Origin of the sequence: Candidatus Pelagibacter sp. HIMB1587, assembly GCF_052047775.1 — a bacterium.
GTDB lineage: Bacteria > Pseudomonadota > Alphaproteobacteria > Pelagibacterales > Pelagibacteraceae > Pelagibacter.
Genome location: NZ_JBNAJJ010000002.1, coordinates 556,324 through 581,421, shown reverse-complemented (window position 1 = coordinate 581,421; position 25,098 = coordinate 556,324). Strand labels below are relative to the sequence as shown.

Below are 25,098 nucleotides of genomic sequence, written 5' to 3'. Positions count from 1 at the left end.
GGTAATATTTATGCGTTCTGAGGTTCTGGTACTTCTTTCTTAAAAAAATAGCTAGTGTCTTCAGTTTGTTTCATTATAGCTGGTAAAATTTCTTTATAAGCATCAATCAAACCATCATTTGTTCTTGGTAATTGATCTTTGATATGATGATGAAGTTTATCTAAGTTATAAGATGGAACTGTTGGAAACATGTGATGAGTTACGTGATATTCCATTTTCCAATATAAAAAACTTAAAATAGGATTTAAGTACATTTCTCTTGTTGTATATCTATGATCTTTAATATTTCTCGCTAAACCAGCATGTTGAGTAAAAGAAACAAGTTTGTGTAATGTTCTTCCATAAAATTTTGGTAATAAAAAAAACAAAACTGGCAACCAAGATGATGCAATTAAAGACCATAATATAATTGCAATCCAAATTGTAACAAAAACTCTAGAATTAAAAATAACTTTTGATTGTGCATTTTCAGGAATGCAATCTTGCATTACTTTTGTTTTTACACCAAATGCATGTTGAATAATTTCATAGGCTATACTTTTTTTAAAATAAACAAGTTCCATAAAAGGAATTAAATTCATTATTAAATTTTTTGGAGTTTCTTTTAAATTATTTCCATATTCAATTTCATGATCAAATGGATTTTCTGTTGAATATGTATTTCCATGATGAACAAAGTGTGTGTATCTCCATCTTAGTGGTTCAAAATTAGAAAGATAAGAAGAGATGTAGTAAAAGAATTCATTTAAAGATTTTGATTTAAATGCAGTTTTGTGACCTGTCTCATGCCATAATGGATTTGAAAAACCATAAATGTTTCCATAAACCAAAAACCAAAAAACAGACCACCATGTGCCCCAAGTTATGTATGCTAAAGTCCCTGTTACTAATAATAATCCAAAAAAAACAGAAACGTGTTGAAGACCCTTAATGTCAGTTTTTTTTGAAAGCTCTTTAAGAACCTCTATATCAACTTGGCATTTGTGCCATTTTTCTAATTTCACATCCATAATTATAAATATGTATAATAACTATACATAATTTTACATAAGGCAAAAAAAAAGGGCAAGTACAAAATTGTACCTGCCCTTTTTAAATTTTAAGTAAAACTACTACTTAGCTCTACCAGGTTGTTGCATAGCTGCTGCCCAAATGATCAGACCGAAAGCGATCTTGTTCAAGAAGTCAGCTGCGTTGTAAATCACGTTTAGTGAGTTAGCATCTACACCACCTGTTAGGTAACCAAAAATGTAACCTAATGGGTAGATCGCCCAACCTACAGTAACGATCATTCTCATTGCACCAAAAGCAGTTACAAGTGATTTGTTACCACTTTTCGCTGCTCTCTTACCTGCTTCACCAGAGAATACTTCATATAAGATGTATACCCAACCAGCCATACCGATTATGAAACCAAGTGTAGCGTTGATGTATCCAGCTTCTCCTAAGTATCCACCTACTAGCATTACTAATGTACCAATCATTAGTCTCCAGAAAATTCCAGAGTCTGATTTGTTTACTGCTGATAGAACAAAATAGAATTCTAACATCAATAATGGCACTGTAATTAACCAGTCAATGTATCTGTATACAGTTGGTGAGTCACCAGTAGCGATCCATACATCTCTCATGTACATGTAGTGTACGAATGCAATACCAGTTACTAGACCAGCAACTGTCATTGAAACTCTCCATCCAGCTGGAACTGAACTTCTTTCTAAGAAAAAGAATACAGTAGCAGCTAAACAAGCCATAGATACTAACCAAAACGAAATACCTACGAAATCGTCTTGAGCCAGCATAGCTGTTTCAGCGTTTGCAACACCAGTCACGCCCATAAGAGCAACAACTGTAAGAGCAAACAATTTAAGTTTTTTCATAAAAAACTCCCTCTTCGTTAGTTTTTATTTATTTAGTTTATATAAACTAGACTTAAGTAACCCTAAGCCAAAGTTGGAGTTAAATAGCAAATTAAATTAGTTTTATGAAGACTTAATTGTCATTAATTTGCATTGATTTTACTGAATTTTTAAAATTAAATACAATTTATAAGTTAAAAACCAAAAAAATAACAAAAATCGAATCAAATTAGCATGTCAAAAAAATTTCAAAGTATTTACGAAAATTCCATTCAAAACCCTGAAAAATTTTGGCAAGAAGCAAGTGAAGATATCTTTTGGTTTAAAAAACCAACAAAAATTTTGAATAAATCTAATCCTCCTTTCTATAAATGGTTTGAAGATGGCGTCACTAACACTTGTTATAATGCTCTAGATATTCACATTGACCAAGGAAGAGGACAAAAAACAGCTTTAATCTACGATAGTCCTATTACAGGCAACAAATCGAAGTTTACTTACGAAGAACTTAGAGCAAAAGTATCAAGATTTGCAGGTGCTTTAAAACAACAAGGTGTAAGTAAAGGAGATAGAGTAATTATTTACATGCCAATGATCCCTGAGGCAGTGATTGCTATGCTTGCTTGTGCAAGAATTGGAGCAATACACTCAGTTGTCTTTGGTGGATTTGCCTCAAATGAACTAGCAAGCAGAATAGATGACAGTAAAGCAAAATTATTAGTAACAGCTTCATGTGGTTTTGAACCTGGAAGAACAGTTGAATACAAACCTTTAGTGGATGAGGCTATTAAAATAGCAAATCATAAAATTGAAAAGATGATTTTGTTTCAAAGACCAGGAAACGAAGTCAAATTAAATGCTCCAACTGAGATTAGCTGGGAAGAAGCCATCTCAAATGCAAAAGATGCTGATTGTGTTGAAATGAATTCAAATGAGTTTGCTTACATTCTCTATACATCTGGAACAACTGGAACGCCTAAAGGAATTGTAAGAGATACGGGTGGTCATATTGTTGCTCTTAAATGGACCATGAAGAATATCTATAATATTGATACAGATGATATTTGGTGGTCAGCAAGTGATATTGGTTGGATTGTCGGGCACTCTTATATTGTTTATGCTCCTTTGTTCAAAGGATGCACTACAGTTTTATTTGAAGGAAAGCCTGTTGGAACTCCAGATGCTGGTGCTTTCTGGAAAATCATTTCTGATTATAAAGTAAAATCACTATTCACTGCACCAACTGCATTTAGAGCTATTAAGAAAGAAGATCCCGAGGGTAAATTTTTCTCAAAATATGATTTATCTAGTTTTGATAGCTTGTTCCTTGCTGGAGAAAGAGCAGATCCAGATACTATTAAGTGGGCTGAAAATTTATTAAAAGTCCCAGTAATTGACCACTGGTGGCAAACTGAGACTAGTTGGGCAATCAGCTCAAATTGTACCGGTATTGAAATGATGGAAACAAAATATGGCTCAGCTTATAAGGCTGTTCCTGGATATGATGTTAAAATCATTAAACCAGATCAATCTTTAGCTAAACCAAATGAAATGGGAGATATAGTTGTAAAACTACCTTTGCCTCCTGGAACATTCCCTACTCTTTGGAATGCAGATCAAAGATATAAAGAAAACTATATGACTAATTATGAAGGTTATTATCAAACATACGATGCAGGTCACATTGATGATGATGGTTATATTTGGATCATGTCTAGAACAGATGATATTATTAATGTTGCTGGTCATAGATTATCAACTGGTGCAATAGAAGAAGTATTATCTGAAAATCAGTCAGTTGCAGAATGTGCTGTTCTTGGAATTGCTGATAAACTTAAAGGTCAATTACCAATCGGTTTAGTAGTTTTAAAATCTGGCGTTGAAAAAGATAATGAAACTATATCGAAAGAATGTGTGCAAATGGTTAGAGATAAAATCGGCCCTGTAGCTGCATTTAAGACTGTTATTGTTATTAAAAGATTACCAAAAACACGATCAGGAAAAATTTTAAGAGGAACAATTAGAAAAATTGCAGATGGTGTTGATTATAAAATTCCACCAACGATAGATGATCCGGCAATACTAAATGAAATAAAAGAAGATTTGGTAAATCATAAAATTTTAAATAATGATTAAAACTTATATATTTTTAATTGCTGCAATTTTTTGTGAAGTTGCTGGAACAATGTTACTACCAGTTTCTCAAAACTTTACCAAAGTTGTACCTACAGTTGCTTTATCAATTTTTTATCTTTGTGCATTTTATTTATTAACTTTTGTTGTAAATAAACTTCCAATTGCAATTGTATACGCTACATGGAGTGGATTAGGAATTTTTACAATTGCTATACTAGGATATATATTTTTTAAACAAACCTTATCTTGGCAAGCAATCTTAGGATTATTTTTAATCGTATTAGGTGTAATTCTGGTAAATAGTTTTACAGTTAAGCTTAACTAAATTGTAAAGGATTTCCTTCTGGGTCTCCTAAAATTTTCCCATCTTGCATTTTAATTTTTCCTGCAATGATAGTATGAGTGGGTGTTCCTTTGAATTTAAATCCATTAAATGGAGACCATTTACATTTACTTTCAATATTTTCATTCTTAATTTCAATTGTTTTGTTCATATCTACAATTGTAAAGTCAGCATCATAACCTTCTTTAATAAATCCTTTATTTTTAATTCCAAAAATTTTAACTGGATTTTCACAAACAAAGTTTATCAACTGATTTAAACTTAGCTTTCCATCGTTAATATGATTTAACATTACTGGCATTAAAGTTTGAACACCCGGCATACCTGAAGGAGTATTTGGATAAACCTTATCTTTGTTTACTTTTAAATGAGGCGCATGATCTGATCCAATAGTATCATTGAAGTTGTTTCTGACCCCATACCATAATCTATCATAATGAGTTTTATCCCTTAATGGTGGATTCATTTGAGCATACGTTCCAAGTTTGTCATAACAATCTGGAGCATAAAGAGTTAAATGCTGAGGAGTTATCTCAAATGTAATGTTGCCCTTATGCTGAGAAAGAAAATCAATTTCTTCTTTCGTTGTAATATGAAGAACATGAGCTTTTTTCTTATGTTTTTCTGCAATTCTAACAATTCTTCTTGTGGATGCTATGGCACACTCTGCGCTTCTCCATACGGGATGTGTGTGGACATCTCCTTCTTTAATTAATTTTTTATTAATTTTTAATATTGCTTCATCTTCGGAATGCACTGCAACGACTTTGGAAGCGTTTTGAAAAACTTTATCTATATCATCTTCTTCAGCCACTAATAAATTACCAGTCGAAGAGCCAGCAAAAAGCTTAATTCCACAACAACCTTCTAAATCTTTTAAACTAGCTAAGTCATCTGCATTGTCAGCAGTAGCACCAAAGTAAAAAGCATAATTGCAAAACATTCTATCTTTAGCAAGATCTAGTTTTCTTTTAAACTCTTTCATGTTTGAAGTTGGGGGGTTAGTGTTTGGCATCTCAAATACACTGGTTATCCCACCTGCTATTGCTGCCCTACTCCCTGAATGAAGATCCTCAGTATCTGTTGATCCTGGTTCTCTAAAATGTGTTTGGGTATCTATGCAACCAGGCAATACTGTATGACCTTCTGCATTGATTGTCTCTTTTGCTTCTTCTGAAATTTGACCAATCTTTTGAATTTTTCCATCTTTTATAGCAACATCAAGGTCTTTTAATTCACCATCGATGTAACATTGTCCGTTTTTAATTATAAGATCTAACATTTTGAGAAATTGTTATTATATTACAATCTATAATTAATCAATTATGAATATAAAAAACGTTTACATTTTAGAAGATAGAGCAATTATTTATATTAACGGAGAAGATGCAAAAGAGTTTCTTCAAAATCTTATTAGTAACGATATAAATAAAGTAAGTGATGTAAATAGTTGTTTTAGTTCTTTACTTACACCCCAAGGGAAATTTTTATATGAATTTATAATCATAAAACATAAATCAGGTTATCTTTTAGATTGTGAAAAATATCAAGCAGATGGACTATTTAAACAGTTATCTCTATATAAGCTAAGATCTAAAGTTGAAATTCTTAATTTAAGTAATGAATTTGTTGTAGCAGCATTTTCTCATGAAAAATTCTTAACTTTTGATGGAGCAAAAGATCAACCTGGATGCACAATTAAATATAGAGAAGATCCAATATTTTTAGATCCAAGAAATAAACAATTAGGAGCAAGATTAATTATTAATTTAGAAAAACTTTACTTGTCCTTAAAAAAATTAGATCTTCACGATACAGATGTAAACGAATACTATTCTTTAAGTCATAAACTAGGAATAGTTCCAAAAGATTTAAACAAATTACAAGAGAAATTATTTGGTATTGAATGTAATTTTGAAGAACTGAATGGAATAGATTTTAAAAAAGGCTGTTATGTTGGCCAAGAAAATACAGCTAGAATTAAATTAAAAAATAAGCTTTCAAAAAGATTGATGCCTATAAATATAATTAATGGAAAACTTAATGAAGGAGAAAGTATTTTTAATAATGAAAATGAAATAGGTAAAGTGTTAATAGATAATGATTACCCTTTCGCTTTAATCAAATTTTTAGATGAAAACTTTGATGAAAAACTTGAATTTAAAACTAAAGAAGCTTCAATAATTATAAAAAAACCTGAATGGATTAGTTAAAATTGAAATTTGGTGCGGTCGGAGAGACTCGAACTCTCATGGACTAAGTCCACACGGCCCTCAACCGTGCCTGTCTACCAATTTCAGCACGACCGCGATATGTCCCACAATAAATGAATGACAAGTATGTTTCAAATTGGTAAAAAACTTTATGGAATTTACACAAGAAGTACGTAAAGCAACAGATCCTATATATCAAAAGATTTCTAAGGTTATGCCTGAAATTGAATGGTCTGTGCATGCTCCATACATTCATAAAATTAATAAATTAAAAAAAGAAAAGAATGCTGTAATTTTAGCTCACAATTATCAAACTCCAGAAATATATCATGGTGTTGCAGATTTTTCTGCAGACTCACTTGCATTAGCAATTGAAGCCTCAAAAACTTCAGCTGATATTATTTTAATGGCTGGTGTACATTTCATGGCAGAAACTGCAAAATTAATGAGCCCAAATAAAAAAGTTATTCTTCCTGATATGGATGCTGGCTGTTCTTTATCTTCATCTATTACAGGTAAAGATGTAAGATTATTAAAAGAAAAATACCCAGGCGTCCCTGTTGTATCTTATGTTAATACGTCAGCAGAAGTTAAGGCTGAAACAGATGTTTGTTGTACATCTGCGAACGCAGTTAAAATAGTTAAATCACTTGGAGTAAAAAGAGTAATATTTTTACCTGATGATTATTTAGCTAAATATGTTGCTTCTCAAACTGATGTTGAAATTATTTCTTGGAAAGGAATTTGTATTGTTCATGATCAATTTAATAAAAAAGAAATAGAAGATATAAGAAATAATAATCCAGGAATTAAAATTATCGCTCATCCAGAATGTCCACCTGATGTAATTGAAGCAAGCGATTTTGCAGGATCCACTTCTGGAATGATTAAATATGTAAAAGATAATCAGCCAAAAAAAGTAATGATGGTTACGGAGTGCTCAATGAGTGACAATATTCAAATAGAAAATCCAAATGTAGATTTTGTTAAGCCATGTAATATGTGTCCGCATATGAAAAAGATCACTTTACCTAAAATTTTAGACTGTTTAGAAAACGAAACAGGTGAAATTATAATGGATAAAGAAACAATAGAAAAAGCAAGAATATCTGTAGAGAGAATGGCAGCTATCGGCAGATAATTAAGTGTCAAAAATTAAATTAAGCAAAGAATTTATTAAAAGTACTGTTAAGTTGGCTCTAAACGAAGATCTTTATCCTTCAGGTGATATCACTTCAGCACTAATTGATAACGATAAAATTGTAACCGTTAAATTAATTTCAAATCAAAATGCAGTTGTTGCTGGATTATTATTTGTTAAACAAACTTTTTCCTTAATTGATAATAAAATAAAATTTATTGTTAAAAAAAAAGATGGTTCGAGAATTAAAAAAGGTTCTTTGGTTGCTTTGATAAAAGGTAAGGCAAAAAATATTTTGATTGCTGAAAGAGTTGCTCTAAATTTTTTGTCACATATTTCTGGTATAGCAACAAAGACAAATGAATTTGTAAGATTAGCTGGAAAAAAAACTAAAATTTGTTGCACTAGAAAAACAATTCCAAATCTTAGAGTAATTCAAAAGTATGCTGTGAATTTAGGAGGGGGTACGAACCATAGGTTTAATTTAAGTGATGAATATCTAATAAAAGACAATCACATCGCGAGTTCAGATTTAAAAAATTTAGTTATAAGAGCAATTAAAAATAAAAAAGGAAAAAAAATTACAGTTGAAGTTGATACAATTGACCAACTTAGATCAATTTTAGGTTTAAAATTTAATACTGTTCTACTAGATAATATGAATTTAAAAAATTTAAAAACTGCAGTTAAAATTGCTAAAAAGTATTACGAAACAGAAGCTTCTGGAAATGTTAATTTAAAAACTGTCAAAGCAATTGCCTCAACAGGAGTAAATAGAATTTCTATAGGAAGCATTACTCATAGTGCTAATGCAGTTGACTTTAAGTTAGAAATTTAACTCACAAACTTAGTTAGATCTGGTTTATAATAATTAGGACCTTTCATAACTTTTCCAGCTTCATTATAAATAGGTTTTCCATTTTCATCTAATTTGCTCATATTTGAGTTTTGAACTTCTTCAAAACATTTATCTAAATCTATTCCAAAAGCGTGTCCTGCCCCATATGTTACATACAAAATATCTGTAAGTGCATCAGCAACTTCTAATAAATCTTTATTATTCATAGCTTCAGTAAGCTCATCTAACTCTTCTTTAATTAGATCTATTCTTAATTTATTTATCTTATCGGTGCTAAAAGATGGCTTAGTTTTAACATCTTGACCAAAGGTTTTCATAAAAGTTCCAACTTTAATAAAATTCGACATATTGCTCCTGTTAGTTTTTTAAAATTTATTGTATTAATATAGTTATTTTTACTTAAAAATTAATCAATGAAATTAAGAAATGAGTTTGACAGTATTGGAAGTATAAAAGTTCCTAATGACAAATATTGGGGTGCTTCAACACAAAGATCAAATAAATTTTTTAATATTGGAAAAATTTTAGTTAATATTTCTATAATAAAATCTATTGCTATTATTAAAAGATCAGCAGCTATAGTTCATGCTAAAGATAAATTAATTAGTGTTAAAATTTCAAAAGCAATTATCAAAGCTTCAGACGAAGTAATTAAAGGAAGATTAGATGAAAATTTTCCTTTAAAAGTTTGGCAAACAGGTTCTGGCACTCAAACAAACATGAATGTAAACGAAGTAATTGCCAATAGAGCTATTGAAATTTTAGGAGGAAAAAAAGGAACTAAAAAACCTGTACATCCAAATGATCATGTAAATAAATCTCAATCTACTAATGACGTTTTTCCAACTGCAATGCATATTTCTGTAGCGACACAAACAATAAGTAAAATGTTGCCAAGTTTAAAAGTCTTAGAAAAAGAATTAAAGAAAAAATCTATAGAATTTAAAAAAATAGTTAAAATTGGAAGAACTCATCTTCAAGATGCAACTCCGCTATCTCTTGGTCAAGAGTTTTCTGGATATCATGCTCAATTAAAAAAATGTATCGAAAGAATCGAATATGCATTGAAAGAAATTCTATTTTTAGCTCAAGGTGGAACAGCTGTTGGAACTGGTATAAATTCAAAAAAAAATTTTGATAAAAAAATTGTTAAAGAAATTTCAAAATTTACTAAAATAAAATTTAAACCTGCACCAAATAAATTTGCTGAACTTGCAGCACATGATGCAATAGTAAATTTCTCTGGAACGTTGAATACATGCGCTGTTGCATTAATGAAAATTTCAAATGATATCAGATTTTTAGGATCTGGACCTCGAGCTGGATATGGAGAGTTAATACTACCTGAAAATGAACCTGGCTCATCAATAATGCCTGGAAAAGTAAATCCAACACAGTGTGAAGCAGTTACAATGGTATGTGCAAACGTAATTGGAAATCATAATGGAATTACTATGGCAGGATCACATGGTCATTTTGAATTAAATGTGTTTAAGCCATTAATTGCACATAACATTTTACAATCTGTTGACTTGTTAGCAGATAGTACAAAAAATTTTGCGCTTTATTGTGTTAAAGGAATTAAAGCTAATAAAAAGCAAATAAAGGAGCATTTAGATAATTCTTTAATGTTAGTAACTGCTTTAGCTCCGCATATTGGTTATGATAATGCTGCAAAAATAGCAAAAACAGCTTTAAAAAATAATACAAAACTAAAAGATGAAACCTTAAAAACAGGATTAATTAGCGAAAAAGACTATGAGAAAATAGTTGATCCTAGAAAAATGATTTATCCTACATAATTTTTTATTACTTCATTCAATAAATTTTTGAGATAAATTTTATTTTGCAAGTTGTTATCTTTTAGTAAAATATCATCAAAATTATAATCAGATTTTTCAAGTGTTTTTCCATCTACCTTGATATTCTTTACTTTGATATTTTTTTCATCAAATAAATAGGTAAAGTTAACATTAACTTTACTAATCTTTTTTCTCAAATTTTTTGGAGTAAGTAAGAATTTGTAAAGTTCATCAGTATTATTTATATTAATTTCAACATTAGAATCTAAAATTAAATTTCCTTCTTTCACAAATATTAAGCTATCTAAAAATTCAAAATTAATATTATTTTTCCATGTCATTTTGGATTGATCAATATCTACTAAACCTTCTTGAATTTTTGATTTTATTAAAACATTTTTAAAATCATCAAATTGTTTAATGCTGTTCCCAGAAATAATTAAATAAAAATCAATATTTTTATTGTTTAAAATTTCGGTTTTTAGAAGCTCTTTAATAATCGCATTTGACGAAAATAAAGACGAAAGATTTAGTTTATTGGTATTACCTGTTATATTTGCATAAAATGGTTTTAAATTAAATTTACCTTTATAAGAAAACTCAGGATTTTGTTTTTTATCAAAAAACTTAAACTCAAACAAATTATCTTTTAATTGGTACTCAAATAATCTTTTTGTGTTTATTAAATTTATTTCTGAAAAACCTAAATAATTTGTGTGATCATAGGAAGTTTGATTGTCTATTTCTAGTCTTAAACTTTCTATATTTATTTTAGAATGTATTGTTTTTTCAGTTTTATCATCAAAAACTTTAATTGAATAAGGTAAATTAAATATCTCATTATTTGCATCAAGCATATTTTTAATTTCTTTAGGATCGAAATAATATTTTGCATTTTTGATATTGTTGATTAACAAAACTTCATTTTCTAAACTTCTATAAAAAACATTACTTTTTAATATTTCAAATTTAAAATCATTAAAATTACCATCTAATAAATTATAAAAAAAATTATAATTTTCTTTGTATAAATTAAAATTAGCTTCTTCTAAGATGACATGATTTAATTTGATATTTTTTAAAGAAAATAGATTTTCCAACGAGACATAAACTTTAAGTTTTTTTATTTCTGTAATTTTATCTTCTTCAGAATTAATTGAGGAATTATTTGTAGTAAAATGAGGTCTTGGTAAAAATTTATAATCTAAATCTTCTTGAAAATTAAACTCTAGGTTTAATTTGTTTTTTAAATTTTTTTTAATTTCTAGAGCCACTTCCTCTTTATTGTAAATATTTGGGAAAGAAAGATAAGATAAAAATAAAATAATTAGTGCGACAATAGATAAAAATATTTTATTGTTAATTAATAAATTTTTAAAGTTATCAACATTTAACTTGTTTAAATTTTTCTCTAATAGATTATTAATAAATTTACTGAATTTTTTATTAAAATTAGCAATAAATTTAAGATTATTCATTTTGAGTAATAATCTTATAAAACATTATTTTGAATGATAAATAGAGAATATTTAAATAGTTTAAATGAAGCTCAAAAGGATGCTGTAATGCATCTAGATGGTCCTCTATTAATAGTGGCTGGCGCTGGTTCAGGAAAAACTAAAGTTCTAACATCAAGAATAGCAAATATAATTAATGAAAAAAAAGCTTTTCCTAATCAAATTCTTGCAGTCACTTTTACAAATAAAGCTGCTAAAGAAATGCAAAATAGAGTTAGTAAAATTTTAGGATCTGCTGCTGTTGGTCTTTCTTGGTTAGGAACTTTTCATTCAATTTGTGCGAAATTATTAAGAAAACATGCTTCAGCTGCACAATTAAACTCAAATTTCACTATTATAGATACTGACGATCAGATTAGATTAATAAAAAATATATGCAAAGCAGAAAATATCGATATCAAACAACTATCTCCTAGATTTATACTGGCAATAATTGATAGATGGAAAAATAAAGGTTTTTATCCTGGCGAAGTAATTATAAATAAAAAAGACATTTATGAGAAAACTATTCTTCCATTATACAAAATATATCAACAAAAATTAACTGATTTAAATTCCTGCGATTTTGGAGATTTGATTTTACATACAGTAAAAATTTTAGAATTTAATCCTGATATTAGAGAAATATATTCTAAAAATTTTAAATACATTTTAGTTGACGAATATCAAGATACAAATTTTATTCAAAGTAAATGGCTTAATCTTCTATCTGAAAAAAATAAAAATATTTGCTGTGTTGGTGATGACGATCAATCAATATATAGCTGGAGAGGTGCTGAGATTAAAAACTTTTTAGAATTTGACCAAGTTTATGAGAATACAAAAGTAATAAGATTAGAACAAAATTATAGATCCTCTCAGAATATTTTATCAGTTGCTTCAAACCTTATTTCTAATAATCAAAATAGAGTTGGAAAAACATTGATTACTACAATGGAAGAAGGTGATTTAGTTCAATTAAACTGTTTTAAAAATGGTAAAGATGAAGCGGTTGGAGTTTCAGATGAAATTGAAAAAAAGATTAAAAAAAAATTCTCTTATAATAACATTGCAATTTTAGTTAGAGCCATTTTTCAAACACGTGAATTTGAAGAGCGATTTCTGAAAATTGGTATGCCCTACAGAATATTAGGTGGTACAAAATTTTATGAAAGAGCTGAGATTAAAGATTGTGTTGCATACTTAAGATTGATTCATCAAGAGAAAGATGACTTAGCTTTTGAAAGAATTGTTAACAATCCAAAAAGATCAATAGGTGATAGTACCTTAAAAAGCATTCATGAGTTTGCTAAGGAAAATAATTTAAATTTAGAAAGAGCATCAATCAAAATGCTTGAACAAAATTTAATTAAGCCAAAAGCTAAAATTGGACTTAGTTTATTTATTAATTCTCTAATCAAATGGAGAAATGATTTAATTATAAAGAAATCAAATCATATAAAGTTATTACAAATTGTTTTAGATGAGTCTGGCTATTCAGCAATGCTTAAAAATAAAAAAGATTTAGATAATGAAAATAGACTGGAAAATATTAAAGAATTGTTAAGTGCTATGAAAGAATTTGATAATCTAGAAAGTTTTTTAGAACACGTATCTTTAGCAACCTCGGTAGATCAAGAATGGGATGGTGAAAAAATTAATATGATGACCATGCATGCAGCAAAAGGTTTGGAATTTGATGTTGTATTTTTACCTGGATGGGAAGAAGGATTGTTTCCACATCAAAAATCTATTGAAGAAAAAGGTCAAAATGGCCTAGAAGAAGAAAGACGGTTAGCGTATGTAGGAATTACAAGAGCAAAGAAGAAAGCTGTGATCTCTTTCTCGATGAATAGATTTTACCAAGGAGATTGGTTAGACAGTATGGCTTCGCGATTTATTGATGAATTACCAGAAAAACATTTAGAAAAAAATTCTTTCTTTGAAGAGGAAACTAACAATGATGATGATTTTGAGTTTAATCAGGATTTTGAAATCGAAGAAGGAACAAGAAGTCCTGGGTGGATAAGATATCAAAAGAGAATTAAATGAGGAATCATATAAAATTATTAAGAAGTAAGTTTGAAAAATATGGAATTGATGGCTACGTAATTCCAAAAAATGACGATTTTTTTACTGAATATTCAAAATTAAATCGATTAGAAGTTATTTCAAATTTTAGTGGATCTGCTGGTCTAGCTATAATTCTTAAAAATATAAATTATTTATTTACTGACGGAAGATACACAATTCAAAGTAAAATTGAGAGTGGGAAAAATTTTAAAATTTATGGATTTGAAAAATTAATAAATTGCAGTTTATTTAAAAATCTTACACTTGGTATAGATCCAAAATTATTTACCAATACTCAAATTAAAAATTATTTTTTAAAACACAACAAAATCAAATCTGTTGAAAAAAATCTAATTGATGAAATTAAAAAACAGAAAAAACATACCCCTAAACCATTTTTTTCTTTAGATAAAAATATTGTTGGTGAAAGTATTAATTCAAAATTAAATAAAATAACTGAACATTTAAAAAAAAATAAATCTGATTATATTTTTATTAGTGCGCCAGAAAATGTTGCGTGGACTTTAAATATAAGAGGTGGAGATGGCCCTAACAGTCCGATTCCCAATTCGAGATTAATAGTAAGTAAATCAAAAAAAATACTACTTATAAGTAATCTTAAAAAGTGTAAGCAATTATTAAAAAATAGAATTATTAATAGAGATGAATTTTTAGATACAAATGCTCTACCAAGTAGAATACAAAATCTTAAGGGAAAAAACTTTATTATTGATGACAAATCTTGTTCAATATTTTATGAAAATTTAATTAAGTCTAAATTTAAGATCATAAAAAGAGAAGATCCAATTTATCTTTTAAAGGCAATCAAAAATAAAACTGAAATTAAAAATATGATAAATGCTCATATCTTCGATGGAGTAGCATTAACTAAATTTTTATTTTGGATAAAAAAAATTAATAAAAAAAAAATTACAGAAGTAGAAGCAGCTAAGAAACTAGAAAATTTTAGAAAATTAAATAAAAATTTTCTTTATCCTAGTTTTGATACAATAGCTGGATCAGGCAAAAATGGTGCCATTGTCCATTATCGTGCAAAGAAAGAAAATTGCCGTGTTATAAATAAGAGGGATATTTTTCTTTGTGACTCTGGTGGTCAATATAAATATGGAACAACTGATGTAACAAGGACAATTTGTTTTTCAAAACCAAAACAAAACATCAAAGATGTTTTTACGAAAGTTTTAAAGGGTCATATTGCTGTAGCTACAACTGATATAAATAGACAAGATACTGGTAAAAAAATTGATAAAAGAGCAAGAACATTTTTAAATAAAAGTAACTTAGATTATGCTCATGGTACAGGACATGGTGTTGGCTTTTTTCTTAATGTTCATGAGGGGCCTCAATCTATTACAAAAATAAATACAGTTAAATTAAGAGAAGGTATGATTTTAAGTAATGAACCCGGGTATTATAAAACGAATGAATATGGAATTAGGATTGAAAATTTAGTTTATGTTAAAAAAACAAATAATAATTTGTTATTTCATAATTTAACATTAGCACCTATAGAGAGAGATTTAATAAATTTTGATTTATTAACAAATAATGAAAAAAACTATCTGTTTAAATATCATTTAGAAGTTTATTCAAAGATATCAAAATATTTAAATCAAAATGAAAGAAAGTGGTTAGCTAGTTTTATTTAGCATTTTCAAAAATTCAGCTTCATCTATAACATTTATATTAAGCTGTTTGGCATTGTCTATTTTCTTCTTTGTCGGTTTGTCTCCAGTTATTAAATAATTTAATTTCTTAGATACGCTACTAACTGTTTTACCTGAATTTTCTTCAATCAAAGATTTAACTTCAGCTCTACTAATTCCATTTAATTTACCAGTAACTAAAAAGGTCATATTTTTCAACAAACCATCATCAGAACTTTGAATAGCATTTTTTACAGTTAAAACTTTTTCTAATTCATTCAAAACTTTTAGGTTTGCTTTATTTGAAAAAAAACTTTTAATTGAATTTACTTGTGTTTCACCAATCCCATCAATATTTAACATGTCTTCATAATCACTTTCTTTAGATAAATTTTTGAATTTTGAAAATGAAACAAAATGTTTAGACAATAATTTTGCATTTTCTAATCCAATATGTCTTATCCCTAATGAATAGATTAATTTTTCTAAAGAAATATTTTTTTTTTGATCGATTGAATATTTTAAATTTTGAATAGAGAGTTTGCCCCAACCTTCTAATTTTTCAATTTTTGAAAAATCTAGATTAAAAATATCTTGGGGATATTTAATTAATTTTAAATTCCAAAAATTTTCAATTATTTTTTTTCCTAGGCCATCTATATTAAATGCTTCTTTTGATACAAAATGTTTTAGTTTTTCAACTGAAATCTTATCACAATAATAACCTTCACTAGAACATCTTCTTACAGCATCAACTTTTTTTGTTATCTTATTGAATTCTTTAATCGTTCTTGATCCACATGAAGGACAATTTTCTGGAAAAATAAATTTTTTTGAATTTTTTAATCTTTTTTTTATATCTACAGAAAGTATGTGAGGTATAACATCTCCCGCTCTCTCTATAACAGCTGTATCACCTACTCTAATATCTTTTCGATTGATTTCATCTTCATTATGTAAAGTTGCATTTGAAACTACAACTCCTCCAATATTTATTGGCTTGATCTTTGCAACTGGTGTTAAGGCTCCAGTTCTGCCAATTTGAATTTCTATGTCTAAAATCTGAGAAACAGCTTTATTGGATGAGAATTTGTGAGCAATTGCCCACCTAGGTGCATTAGCTACATTTCCTAATCTTTTTTGCATGTGAAAATCGTTAACCTTGTATACTATCCCATCTATATCAAAATCTAAGTCGGCTCTTTTTTTTTCGATTTCTTGATAATTCTTAATTAAGTTTTTAATACCTGAGGTTAAGATATTTAATGGGTTTGTTTTGAAGCCCCATTCATTTAATTTTTTTAGATAATCAAATTGATTGCTAATTTTTAAACCCTTTTCATATCCAAATGTGTAAGCAATAAATTTTAGAGGTATTTTTTTTGTTTCTTCTGAATTTTTTTGTCTCAATGAACCAGATGCTGCATTTCTAGGATTTGCAAATTTTTCATTTAAATGTTTAAAATCACTATTTTGAATAAATACTTCTCCTCTAATATCTATTTCCTCTGGAAAATCTTTGTTAGAGATCTTTTGAGGAATATCATTTATTGTCTTTAGATTTTCTGTTATTTCCTCACCCTCTTTTCCATCGCCTCTTGAAAGACCTTTATAAAACTCACCATTTTTGTAAGCTAAAGAGGCAGATATTCCATCAATTTTTGGCTCTGCGCTATAATTAATTTCAAAATCATTTTTTATTGATAAAAAATTTTTTATTTTTTTTTCAAAATTAATCAAATCATCTTCAGAAAATGCATTACCAAGTGATAACATTGGAACTTTATGCAAAGATTTTTTAAAATTTTTTGATGGTTTATGGCCAACTATTTTAAGTGGAGAGTCATCAGATTTTAAGAATTTATATTTTTTTTCTAAATTTAAAATTTCATGTTTTAAATTATCATATTCTTCGTCTGTAACTTTTGGATCACTCTGTTCATAGTATGCTTTGTTATATTTTTTTAATAAATTAATATTTTTTATATAGTCTGAATAAATTTTTTTTTTATTCATCTATGCTAAACAATGTTTTGATTTTTTTTCTCAAATTATTTTTTGAATTTTTTTCATTTCTCTTTATTTTTTCATAACTTTCATCAAAGAGTGCAAATGAATTTTCATACCATTGAGAAGATTGGTAATTATAACCTAACAATGCTGCATATTTTTTTGACTCCTCTTTTAGTCCTAATAAATAATATATTTCAACTAATCTATATAAAGCTTCCTCTACATAGATGGTTGTATCATAATCATTAACTACATTTTTAAATCTATTTATTGCAGGGATCCATTTTTTTCTATCTACATAATATCTTCCAACATAAAGCTCTTTTGCTGCCAAAATATCTTCAATTAATTCTATTTTGAATGCTGCATCAAATGCATACTCAGTATTAGGATAATTTTTTATCAAATACTCAAAATAATCTTTAGCTTTTAGGATTGAAAATGTATCTTTTTTTTCGTCTACTATCTGCTCATAATAAGCAACTCCCAACATATAATATGCATAATCTAAATTTTTATTTTTAGGATATATTTTTAAAAATCTATCTAATTCCATTATACAATCTTCATAATAATCTTGAATATAATAAGAGTAAGCGGCCATGAGAGAAGACTTTGGAGCAAAGTCTGATTGAGGATATAAAATTTCTACTTCATTAAATTTTCTCGCTGCAAATAAAACATCACCTTGTTCAAGTGCATCTAAGCCTTCTGAGTATGCTTCTCTTATTTGGAGATCTAAACTTTTCTGTTCAATTACTGACTTTTTTTCAACATCTTTTGAGCATGATACAAATAATATTAATACAAAAAATAGTAAAAAGGATTTAGTCATACTATTTGTTATACTTTTTTAAAGTGAATTTTAAAAGTGATCTTTTTAATTAAGCTATTGATCTCAAAAATCTCTTATTGATTAATGAATGAGGAAGATTTTTTTCTTTAATTTCTAAAATTGAGAAATTTTCTTTATTAGAGAATACTTTTCTTAAAAGTTGATTTGTCAAATAGTGTCCTCCCTGAGAACAATTTATACTTGCTACAATTCTATATCCTGAAGTATAAAGATCACCAATACAATCTAAAATTTTGTGATTTACAAATTCTTTATCATTTCTAAGTCCTTCTGGATTTAAAACTTTTGTATTTTTTACAACTACAGCATTTTCTAAACTTCCACCTTTAGCTAAGCCATTTTTTTTAATCATTTCAATATCTTCATAAAGGCAGAATGTCCTTGAATTATAAACATCAGTCAAATCATCTTCATATATTTTAAATTTATTTCTTTGATTACCAATGACAGAATTTTTGTATTTTATTTCAAAATCAATATCTAAACTCAATGTTGAAGGTTTGATATTTATATAACGATCACCTTCAGAATAACTTATTTCTTTATTAATCTTTATTATTTTAATTGGACATTCACTAGTTTGTATTCCGGCAGAAATAATTTTATCAATAAAAATTTTAGCAGAACCATCTAATATTGGGACCTCTTCATTATCAATTTCAATTAATGCGTTGTCTATACCCATCCCAAATAATGCACACATTAAGTGTTCAATAGTTGAAACCTTTACTCCAAATTCATTTTCAATAGTTGTGTTTAAAGATGTATTGGTGACATTCATAAAATTTGGATAAATCAAATTGTGGCTTTTTAAATCTACTCTCCTAAAAACTATACCATTGTTGGGAGATGCTGGTTTAATGCAAACATTGACTTCAAGACCACTATGAAGAGAAATTCCACTAAATGAAATATTATTTTTAATTGTTTTTTGAGTTAAATAAGACACTCATAGCTTTTAATTTGAATATTGGATTAATTAAAAACAACTATTGTTACGAGAAAAAACAAAATTAATCAAACAATTGAAAAAATTTTTCAAAAAAACCAAGTTTTTTTGAGGGTTTTGAGGTTATTTGAATTTCATTCTTATTCATACCATTTTTCAAATTATGTACCATTTGAGAAATATCTAATTGTTTATCAAAGAAAAAGTCTTTTACATATCCTTTATCTAAAATATTATTAATTTGAATTTGGTACTTTTTTAAAATGTTTTCAATTTCAAGTATTAATAAATTTGGTATTGAAAAAAATTTAATTTCTAGACAAATTTCATCATTACTAATTTGATCTTGAAAAAAAGAATAACTGACTCCATCAATTATATATTTATCAATAATCATGTGTATGAGTTTATATTGATTGTAATTTTCTTTAAATAAATCTTTAACATCTGTAAGCATACTTTCTAAAATTATGTCCGTAATTTCTCCAGTATAATTTTTTTTCTTTATACCTATATTAGAGGTAAGAATTGATTTATTTTCAATTACTATATTTATATTGTTAACAAAATTTCCTGATAATTTTTCAATTTTAAAAATATTGTTTTCTAAAAAATTATTTAAAAGATTAAAATCTAATTTTTCTGAAACATCTCTAAATTTAAATTCTTCCTGATATATATCTTTATGATTTTTAATATCTAATAAAAATATTTCAAACTTTCCATAAGAAATAATTAAATAAGTTTCAAAATCAATTTCTTTATTCATCTAAAATTATAATTTGATTTTTTATTCTAGCATCCACAATTTCTTTATTTTCTAATTTAATATTTTTTAAAAAAATTGATATTTTATCTAAAATTTTTTTATCAATTTTCTCAGGTAATTTAATTACTATACTGTTAGTAAATTTTAAATCCCATCTTTTTGATTTAAAATAATATAGAGATTTTATTTGTGAATAATCAATATTTGACTGATCAATAATTTTTTTTAATTCCAATACCTCTTTTATCTCTGGATTTCCAAATATATATGGCAGTTTTATTCCTGAATTATTATTATCTGATAATTTGCCATTAGCTCCAATTAAATAGAATTTTCCATTTTGGTTAATCCTGGCAATAAAACTTGTCTTCTTAATATTAATATTGATTGAATGAGGGTATCTTTTAATTACATTGTACTCTTCAACTAATGAGTTAGAATCAATTATATTTTGAATTTTTTTTTTATTAATAAAAAATATATTTTTTAAATCTAGATTATTTAAATTATAAAGTATTATTTTTTGATCTTTTTTTTCTAAACCAAAAATATTTATGTTTTTTACTTTTTCTAATTTTAAATTATTTATTGAATTATTATTTATTGAACCTACTAAAATTAATAAAAAAAAGTAAATTAATATTTTTTTACTTTTTCTTTGTTGCATCTTTTAAAATCCATTCAATTAATTTCAAAAAACTAATTCCTTCATAAGAAGCTATTTCGGGTACGAGAGATAATTTTGTCATACCAGGTTGTGTGTTAATTTCTAATAGATAAAATCTTCCATTAAAATATTTAAAATCTGATCGTGTTACTCCAGAACAACCAATAATATTGTGTACTTTAAACGCAATATTCAATACTTGATTTAATTTTTTATTTGGTAATTCAACAGGGATTATATGTTTAGTTTTTGCGTTTGTGTTGTACTTTGCTTGATAATCATAGAAAGCTCTTTTGGGTTTTAATTCAATTGCTCCAAGTTTTTTATTACCCATAATTGCTACTTGAATTTCTCTTCCTCCAATAAATTCCTCAATCAAAATTTTTTTGTAATCTTTTAATGATTTAACTTTTTGTGTTAGATTAGATTTGTTGCATATAAAAACATTAACACTTGAACCCTCATTTAAAGGTTTTATGACAACAGGAAATTTTAATTTTGACTGAATTTTTTTTATTAAGGTAGATGATTTATAACCATAATTATAAACAAAAAATTTTGGTGTATTAATTTTATTTTTTATAAAAATTTTTTTTGAAATTTCTTTATCCATAGCTATAGATGAAGCAATAACATCTGAATGGGTATAAGGAATTTTAAATTTCTCTAAAATACTTTGGATATATCCATCTTCTCCGAATTGACCATGCAATGCATTAAAAATTATATCAGGTTTAAATTTTTTGATATTTAAAGATAAAGATCTATCTGGTTCAGAAATCTGAATTTTATATCCTTTTTTTTTCAGCTCTTGAGCAACCTGTTTACCTGTATCAAGACTTATTAATCTCTCCTTTGATATTCCACCCGAAAGTATTAGTATTTTTTTTTTCAATTTATTCTAAAATTTTAATTTCAGTTTCTAACCTTACGCCTGTTTTCTCAAAGACATTTTTTGAGACATATTTGATCAAATTCTTCATGTCTTTAAATTTAGCATTACCTTTATTTACAAAAAAATTACAGTGTTTTTCTGAAATATATGCATCACCAAAAGAAACATCTAATGGAACAGACTCTTTTATTAGTTCCCAAACCTTTTTTTCAGATTGATCTAAAGGGTTTTTAAAAGTACTTCCACTGGTTTTAATTCTTGTTGGTTGTACTTTTTCTTTTTTTTCTTTTAAAAAATTCATTTCATTTTGGATTAATTCTTTTTCTTTCTTAAACCCTTTAAAGGAAGCGCTTAAAAAAATAAGGTCATCAGATAAACCGCTATCTCTGTATTTAAAATTTATATCTTTTGCAGGTATAGTTATTACCTGGCCAGATTTAGTTACTGCTTGAATCGAAACAAGAACATCTTTAAATTCTCTATTGAAACATCCTGCATTCATTTTAATTCCACCCCCAACTGTACCCGGTATACAAGACAAAAATTCAAAACCACCTAAACTATTTTCTAATGCAAATTCTGATAATGCTTTGTCACTAACAATACTTCCTGCAATAATTATATCTTCTGAAAGAACTGATAAATTATTAAAATTATTTGCAAGCTTGATTACTACACCATCATATTTATCATCGGTTATTAATGTGTTTGATCCTCCACCTAAGACAAAAATATTTTCTTTATTTTCTATAATTTTTAAAAATTTGATTAAATCTTTTAAATTATCTGCTTTAAAATAAATTTTAGCTTTACCACCAATATTAAACCAATTTTTTTTTTTTAAATCACAGTCTAGCTTTAGATTTTGACCAAACTCTTCTGACAGTTCTTTCAAATTAGTTTTCATTATAAATATTTAGGCAATTCTCTCATCAAGCTTGAAATTGAACCAGCGCCCATGCCAATGACAATTTTTTTTCCATAAATATTACTTTTTACATATTTTGCTAATTGCAATTGATCCTCGATCATCAATAATTCAACCTTCGAATTTTTAATAATTTGTTTTGCAAAACTAAGATAACTAAATCCGAGTTTCATTTTTTCACCAGCATTATAAATTGGAAACAAAATTACTTTATCAGCATCTCTAAAAGCGTAACTAAACTCTTTTTTTAAATCTTTTACTCTTGATATTCTATGGGGTTGAAAAATACATATCTTCTCATAACCTTTATATACTTTCATTACCCCATTAAGTACTTCTCTTATCTCAGTTGGATGATGTGCATAGTCATCAAAAAAATCAACATTATTAAAAGAAAAAATCTTATTAAATCTTCTTTGAACACCTTTAAAATTTTTAAGTCCTTTTTTTATATCAAATATTGATATTCCAACAGTCAACGATACTGCAAGAGCCGCAACTGCATTTTTAATATTATGATTTCCAAGTAGAGGAATTATTATATTTTTTAAATATCGGTTTTTTTTATTTGGTAATTTTATTAATAAATCAAATTTTGAAAATTCTTTAAATTGATTTATATTTTTTATAGAAAAGTTCGATTTAGGATCTTCACCGTATGTATAGAAATTTTTCTTTTTTATATTTTTTATTAGATTTTTGTTATTCTTGTCATCTAAACAAATAAATGATTTTCCAAAAGATGGAACCTTCTCAACAAAATCAATAAAATATTTATTTAATTTTTTCATCGAATTATAAAAATCCATGTGCTCTCTATCAATGTTAGTTATGATAGAGTAAGTTGGCGGAATGAATATAAAACTACCATCAGACTCATCAGCTTCTAATATAGACCAATCACTTTTACCTAATTTTGCTGTATTATTAATTGAATTTATAACTCCTCCATTAATAATCGTCGGGTCTATTTTTGTATTTTGAAAAATTGATGCAATTAAAGAAGTAGTTGTTGTTTTACCGTGAGATCCGACAACTACAATATTTTTAGAAAGAGACACAATGTTTGCTAGCATTTCGCCTCTTTTGTATATTGGTAGACCTTTTGATTTTGCCTCAATTAACTCTGGATTATTTTTTTTAATTGCTGAAGAAACAACCAAAATTGTAGCCTTACTTATATTCTTTTTTTTATGTCCAACGTAAACTTTGATTTTTTCTTTTCTAATCCTATTAGTATTTTTATTATTTGAAATATCACTTCCTTGAACTTTAAAACCTTTTCTTTTCATAATCATTGAAAGGCCACTCATCCCTATCCCACCTATACCAACAAAATGAATAACCTCTGATTTAGCTAATTCAATTTTCATTTAAAATTCCCAATAAATTTTGATTAACATTATTCCAAGTATTTTGATAATTTAATTTTTTTAGATTTTCTTTTTTTGTGAGATAATCTTTGTCTTTCTTTAATGTTTTTAACAATAATTCTTCAAATTTCTTTTTATCAAATTTTTTTTGATCAATTATCCAGCAACAATCTTTATCATAATAATATTTAGCATTTTCATATTGATGATTATCCTTAGAACTGGGAAGTGGTATGGCGATAAAAGGAACATTCATTAATGACATTTCAGCTAAGCTTGAAGCACCTGACCTTGAAATACATAAATCAGATTGTTTCATAAGTTCATTTAAATTTTGATCAAAACTAAAAACATTGCTTTGTATATTATTAATTTTATAAAAATTTTTTAAATAGTTTATGTTTTTTTCACTAGTTTGATGAATTACATTTATTAAGCAAGATTTTGAGACATTCAAAATTGATTCATTAATAAGTGTATCAAAAATTTTAGCTCCTTGACTGCCTCCAATAATCATGATGGTAAATAAATTTACATCTTTTTTATATAAATCTGCTTCATAATATTTTTTTCTTATAAAAGGTTTTGAAATTTTTTTCTGATTTTCAAATTTTTTTGGATAATTTTTTAAGTTTTTTGAATAACAAATTAATTTTTTAGAAAAATTTAAAAAAAATTTATTCGCTCTTCCTAAAACCATATTTGGTTCAATTAAAAAAATTTTAATATTTAGAATTTTTGCTGCTAAACATAAAGGTAAGGACATGTACCCACCAGTTGAAATTAAGTAAGAAATTTTTTCTTTTTTTAGTATTTTTAGAGAATTAATTGTTAATATTAAGACTTTAAATAATGTTAAAGGAAAAAGTATTAAGCTATTAAACTTTGGTGTATCTATTAAAATAGATCTATAATAATTTTTTTCTAAATATTTTAATCCTCTAGAATCTGTTGAGATTATTGTGTCATATTTTTCTTTTAAATGGTCATGAATTGTAATTGCAGGAATTACATGTCCTCCAGAACCTCCAGTGGAAATTAATACTTTTTCTCTCACCT

At 26.9% G+C, this 25,098-nt stretch carries 22 protein-coding genes and 1 tRNA gene; 8 read left to right on the top strand and 15 right to left on the bottom strand.

Going from position 1 to position 25,098, the window contains the following annotated elements; all coding sequences use genetic code 11:
* Positions 1-8 precede the first annotated feature (8 nt).
* On the bottom strand, positions 9-1,010 hold the full coding sequence (locus ACTTBE_RS07460) for a fatty acid desaturase (protein ID WP_440677795.1): 1,002 nt from the start codon (positions 1,008-1,010) through the stop codon (positions 9-11).
* 102 nt (positions 1,011-1,112) lie between these two features.
* Positions 1,113-1,880 (bottom strand): bacteriorhodopsin-like, encoded by a 768-nt coding sequence (locus tag ACTTBE_RS07455; RefSeq protein ID WP_440651056.1) that lies wholly within the window; start codon positions 1,878-1,880, stop codon positions 1,113-1,115.
* 213 nt (positions 1,881-2,093) lie between these two features.
* Between ACTTBE_RS07455 and ACTTBE_RS07450 the strand changes: the two genes are divergently transcribed.
* Positions 2,094-3,995 carry a propionyl-CoA synthetase gene (locus ACTTBE_RS07450; protein WP_440677794.1) on the top strand — a complete coding sequence of 634 codons (1,902 nt, stop codon included), beginning with the start codon at positions 2,094-2,096 and terminating at the stop codon, positions 3,993-3,995.
* The gene (locus ACTTBE_RS07445; RefSeq protein WP_440677793.1) at positions 3,988-4,320 is read left to right on the top strand and encodes a DMT family transporter; all 333 of its coding nucleotides are present in this window, start codon (positions 3,988-3,990) and stop codon (positions 4,318-4,320) included. The genes ACTTBE_RS07450 and ACTTBE_RS07445 overlap by 8 nt, the downstream gene beginning before the upstream one ends.
* On the opposite strand, the gene ACTTBE_RS07440 is transcribed toward ACTTBE_RS07445, so the two are convergent.
* Positions 4,313-5,620: a dihydroorotase gene (locus ACTTBE_RS07440; RefSeq protein WP_440677792.1), complete on the bottom strand. Its 1,308-nt coding sequence runs from the start codon at positions 5,618-5,620 to the stop codon at positions 4,313-4,315. The genes ACTTBE_RS07445 and ACTTBE_RS07440 overlap by 8 nt on opposite strands.
* Before the next feature lie 43 nt (positions 5,621-5,663).
* Between ACTTBE_RS07440 and ygfZ the strand changes: the two genes are divergently transcribed.
* Complete coding sequence (gene ygfZ, locus ACTTBE_RS07435; RefSeq protein WP_440677791.1) at positions 5,664-6,551, top strand: CAF17-like 4Fe-4S cluster assembly/insertion protein YgfZ; 888 nt, start codon at positions 5,664-5,666, stop codon at positions 6,549-6,551.
* A gap of 10 nt (positions 6,552-6,561) precedes the next feature.
* On the opposite strand, the gene ACTTBE_RS07430 is transcribed toward ygfZ, so the two are convergent.
* A tRNA-Leu gene (locus ACTTBE_RS07430) sits at positions 6,562-6,647 on the bottom strand.
* A 55-nt stretch (positions 6,648-6,702) separates the two neighbouring features.
* On the opposite strand from ACTTBE_RS07430, the gene nadA reads away from it, so the two are divergent.
* Both nadA and nadC read left to right on the top strand, forming a co-directional pair.
* Positions 6,703-7,692, top strand: a complete 990-nt coding sequence (nadA, locus tag ACTTBE_RS07425) for a quinolinate synthase NadA (RefSeq protein ID WP_440677790.1) — start codon at positions 6,703-6,705, stop codon at positions 7,690-7,692.
* 4 nt (positions 7,693-7,696) lie between these two features.
* Entirely contained in the window at positions 7,697-8,530 is an 834-nt protein-coding gene (nadC, locus tag ACTTBE_RS07420; RefSeq protein WP_440677789.1) for a carboxylating nicotinate-nucleotide diphosphorylase, read from the top strand.
* Here nadC and ACTTBE_RS07415 read toward each other — a convergent pair.
* Positions 8,527-8,898 (bottom strand): phosphoribosyl-ATP diphosphatase, encoded by a 372-nt coding sequence (locus tag ACTTBE_RS07415; RefSeq protein ID WP_440652875.1) that lies wholly within the window; start codon positions 8,896-8,898, stop codon positions 8,527-8,529. The two genes, nadC and ACTTBE_RS07415, sit on opposite strands and share 4 nt — an antisense overlap.
* 66 nt (positions 8,899-8,964) lie before the next feature.
* Between ACTTBE_RS07415 and fumC the strand changes: the two genes are divergently transcribed.
* On the top strand, positions 8,965-10,353 hold the full coding sequence (gene fumC, locus ACTTBE_RS07410; RefSeq protein ID WP_440677788.1) for a class II fumarate hydratase: 1,389 nt from the start codon (positions 8,965-8,967) through the stop codon (positions 10,351-10,353).
* Here the strand turns inward: fumC and ACTTBE_RS07405 are convergent.
* A complete protein-coding gene (locus ACTTBE_RS07405; protein WP_440677787.1) occupies positions 10,341-11,831 on the bottom strand; it encodes an AsmA family protein in 1,491 nt (496 codons plus the stop codon). The two genes, fumC and ACTTBE_RS07405, sit on opposite strands and share 13 nt — an antisense overlap.
* 33 nt (positions 11,832-11,864) lie before the next feature.
* On the opposite strand from ACTTBE_RS07405, the gene ACTTBE_RS07400 reads away from it, so the two are divergent.
* Both ACTTBE_RS07400 and ACTTBE_RS07395 read left to right on the top strand, forming a co-directional pair.
* A complete protein-coding gene (locus ACTTBE_RS07400) occupies positions 11,865-13,901 on the top strand; it encodes an ATP-dependent helicase (protein WP_440677786.1) in 2,037 nt (678 codons plus the stop codon).
* Positions 13,898-15,592: a M24 family metallopeptidase gene (locus ACTTBE_RS07395; protein ID WP_440677785.1), complete on the top strand. Its 1,695-nt coding sequence runs from the start codon at positions 13,898-13,900 to the stop codon at positions 15,590-15,592. Before ACTTBE_RS07400 ends, ACTTBE_RS07395 begins: the two co-directional genes overlap by 4 nt.
* Here the strand turns inward: ACTTBE_RS07395 and ligA are convergent.
* The 9 genes from ligA to ACTTBE_RS07350 all read right to left on the bottom strand — a co-directional run bounded on the left by ligA (position 15,575) and on the right by ACTTBE_RS07350 (position 25,096).
* Complete coding sequence (gene ligA, locus ACTTBE_RS07390) at positions 15,575-17,605, bottom strand: NAD-dependent DNA ligase LigA (RefSeq protein ID WP_440677784.1); 2,031 nt, start codon at positions 17,603-17,605, stop codon at positions 15,575-15,577. The genes ACTTBE_RS07395 and ligA overlap by 18 nt on opposite strands.
* Positions 17,598-18,437: an outer membrane protein assembly factor BamD gene (locus tag ACTTBE_RS07385; RefSeq protein WP_440677783.1), complete on the bottom strand. Its 840-nt coding sequence runs from the start codon at positions 18,435-18,437 to the stop codon at positions 17,598-17,600. The genes ligA and ACTTBE_RS07385 overlap by 8 nt, the downstream gene beginning before the upstream one ends.
* A 49-nt stretch (positions 18,438-18,486) precedes the next feature.
* Positions 18,487-19,407, bottom strand: coding sequence for a UDP-3-O-acyl-N-acetylglucosamine deacetylase (lpxC, locus tag ACTTBE_RS07380; RefSeq protein WP_440677782.1), 921 nt, complete (start codon positions 19,405-19,407; stop codon positions 18,487-18,489).
* Between the two features lie 64 nt (positions 19,408-19,471).
* Positions 19,472-20,176 (bottom strand): hypothetical protein, encoded by a 705-nt coding sequence (locus ACTTBE_RS07375; RefSeq protein ID WP_440677781.1) that lies wholly within the window; start codon positions 20,174-20,176, stop codon positions 19,472-19,474.
* Positions 20,169-20,843 (bottom strand): cell division protein FtsQ/DivIB, encoded by a 675-nt coding sequence (locus ACTTBE_RS07370; protein WP_440677780.1) that lies wholly within the window; start codon positions 20,841-20,843, stop codon positions 20,169-20,171. Before ACTTBE_RS07370 ends, ACTTBE_RS07375 begins: the two co-directional genes overlap by 8 nt.
* Complete coding sequence (locus ACTTBE_RS07365; protein WP_440677779.1) at positions 20,824-21,738, bottom strand: D-alanine--D-alanine ligase; 915 nt, start codon at positions 21,736-21,738, stop codon at positions 20,824-20,826. The genes ACTTBE_RS07370 and ACTTBE_RS07365 overlap by 20 nt, the downstream gene beginning before the upstream one ends.
* A 1-nt stretch (position 21,739) precedes the next feature.
* Positions 21,740-22,645: a UDP-N-acetylmuramate dehydrogenase gene (gene murB / locus ACTTBE_RS07360; RefSeq protein ID WP_440677778.1), complete on the bottom strand. Its 906-nt coding sequence runs from the start codon at positions 22,643-22,645 to the stop codon at positions 21,740-21,742.
* A complete protein-coding gene (murC, locus tag ACTTBE_RS07355; RefSeq protein ID WP_440677777.1) occupies positions 22,645-24,039 on the bottom strand; it encodes a UDP-N-acetylmuramate--L-alanine ligase in 1,395 nt (464 codons plus the stop codon). Before murC ends, murB begins: the two co-directional genes overlap by 1 nt.
* Complete coding sequence (locus ACTTBE_RS07350) at positions 24,029-25,096, bottom strand: UDP-N-acetylglucosamine--N-acetylmuramyl-(pentapeptide) pyrophosphoryl-undecaprenol N-acetylglucosamine transferase (RefSeq protein ID WP_440677776.1); 1,068 nt, start codon at positions 25,094-25,096, stop codon at positions 24,029-24,031. The genes murC and ACTTBE_RS07350 overlap by 11 nt, the downstream gene beginning before the upstream one ends.
* Positions 25,097-25,098: the final 2 nt, after the last annotated feature.

Coding starts and splice junctions, on each gene's coding strand:
- ACTTBE_RS07460 (WP_440677795.1), bottom strand. CDS start 1,010: ATGGATGTGAAATTAGAAAAATGGCACAAATGCCAAGTTGATATAGAG.
- ACTTBE_RS07455 (WP_440651056.1), bottom strand. CDS start 1,880: ATGAAAAAACTTAAATTGTTTGCTCTTACAGTTGTTGCTCTTATGGGC.
- ACTTBE_RS07450 (WP_440677794.1), top strand. CDS start 2,094: ATGTCAAAAAAATTTCAAAGTATTTACGAAAATTCCATTCAAAACCCT.
- ACTTBE_RS07445 (WP_440677793.1), top strand. CDS start 3,988: ATGATTAAAACTTATATATTTTTAATTGCTGCAATTTTTTGTGAAGTT.
- ACTTBE_RS07440 (WP_440677792.1), bottom strand. CDS start 5,620: ATGTTAGATCTTATAATTAAAAACGGACAATGTTACATCGATGGTGAA.
- ygfZ (WP_440677791.1), top strand. CDS start 5,664: ATGAATATAAAAAACGTTTACATTTTAGAAGATAGAGCAATTATTTAT.
- nadA (WP_440677790.1), top strand. CDS start 6,703: ATGGAATTTACACAAGAAGTACGTAAAGCAACAGATCCTATATATCAA.
- ACTTBE_RS07415 (WP_440652875.1), bottom strand. CDS start 8,898: ATGTCGAATTTTATTAAAGTTGGAACTTTTATGAAAACCTTTGGTCAA.
- fumC (WP_440677788.1), top strand. CDS start 8,965: ATGAAATTAAGAAATGAGTTTGACAGTATTGGAAGTATAAAAGTTCCT.
- ACTTBE_RS07405 (WP_440677787.1), bottom strand. CDS start 11,831: ATGAATAATCTTAAATTTATTGCTAATTTTAATAAAAAATTCAGTAAA.
- ACTTBE_RS07400 (WP_440677786.1), top strand. CDS start 11,865: ATGATAAATAGAGAATATTTAAATAGTTTAAATGAAGCTCAAAAGGAT.
- ACTTBE_RS07395 (WP_440677785.1), top strand. CDS start 13,898: ATGAGGAATCATATAAAATTATTAAGAAGTAAGTTTGAAAAATATGGA.
- ligA (WP_440677784.1), bottom strand. CDS start 17,605: ATGAATAAAAAAAAAATTTATTCAGACTATATAAAAAATATTAATTTA.
- ACTTBE_RS07385 (WP_440677783.1), bottom strand. CDS start 18,437: ATGACTAAATCCTTTTTACTATTTTTTGTATTAATATTATTTGTATCA.
- ACTTBE_RS07375 (WP_440677781.1), bottom strand. CDS start 20,176: ATGAATAAAGAAATTGATTTTGAAACTTATTTAATTATTTCTTATGGA.
- ACTTBE_RS07370 (WP_440677780.1), bottom strand. CDS start 20,843: ATGCAACAAAGAAAAAGTAAAAAAATATTAATTTACTTTTTTTTATTA.
- murB (WP_440677778.1), bottom strand. CDS start 22,645: ATGAAAACTAATTTGAAAGAACTGTCAGAAGAGTTTGGTCAAAATCTA.
- murC (WP_440677777.1), bottom strand. CDS start 24,039: ATGAAAATTGAATTAGCTAAATCAGAGGTTATTCATTTTGTTGGTATA.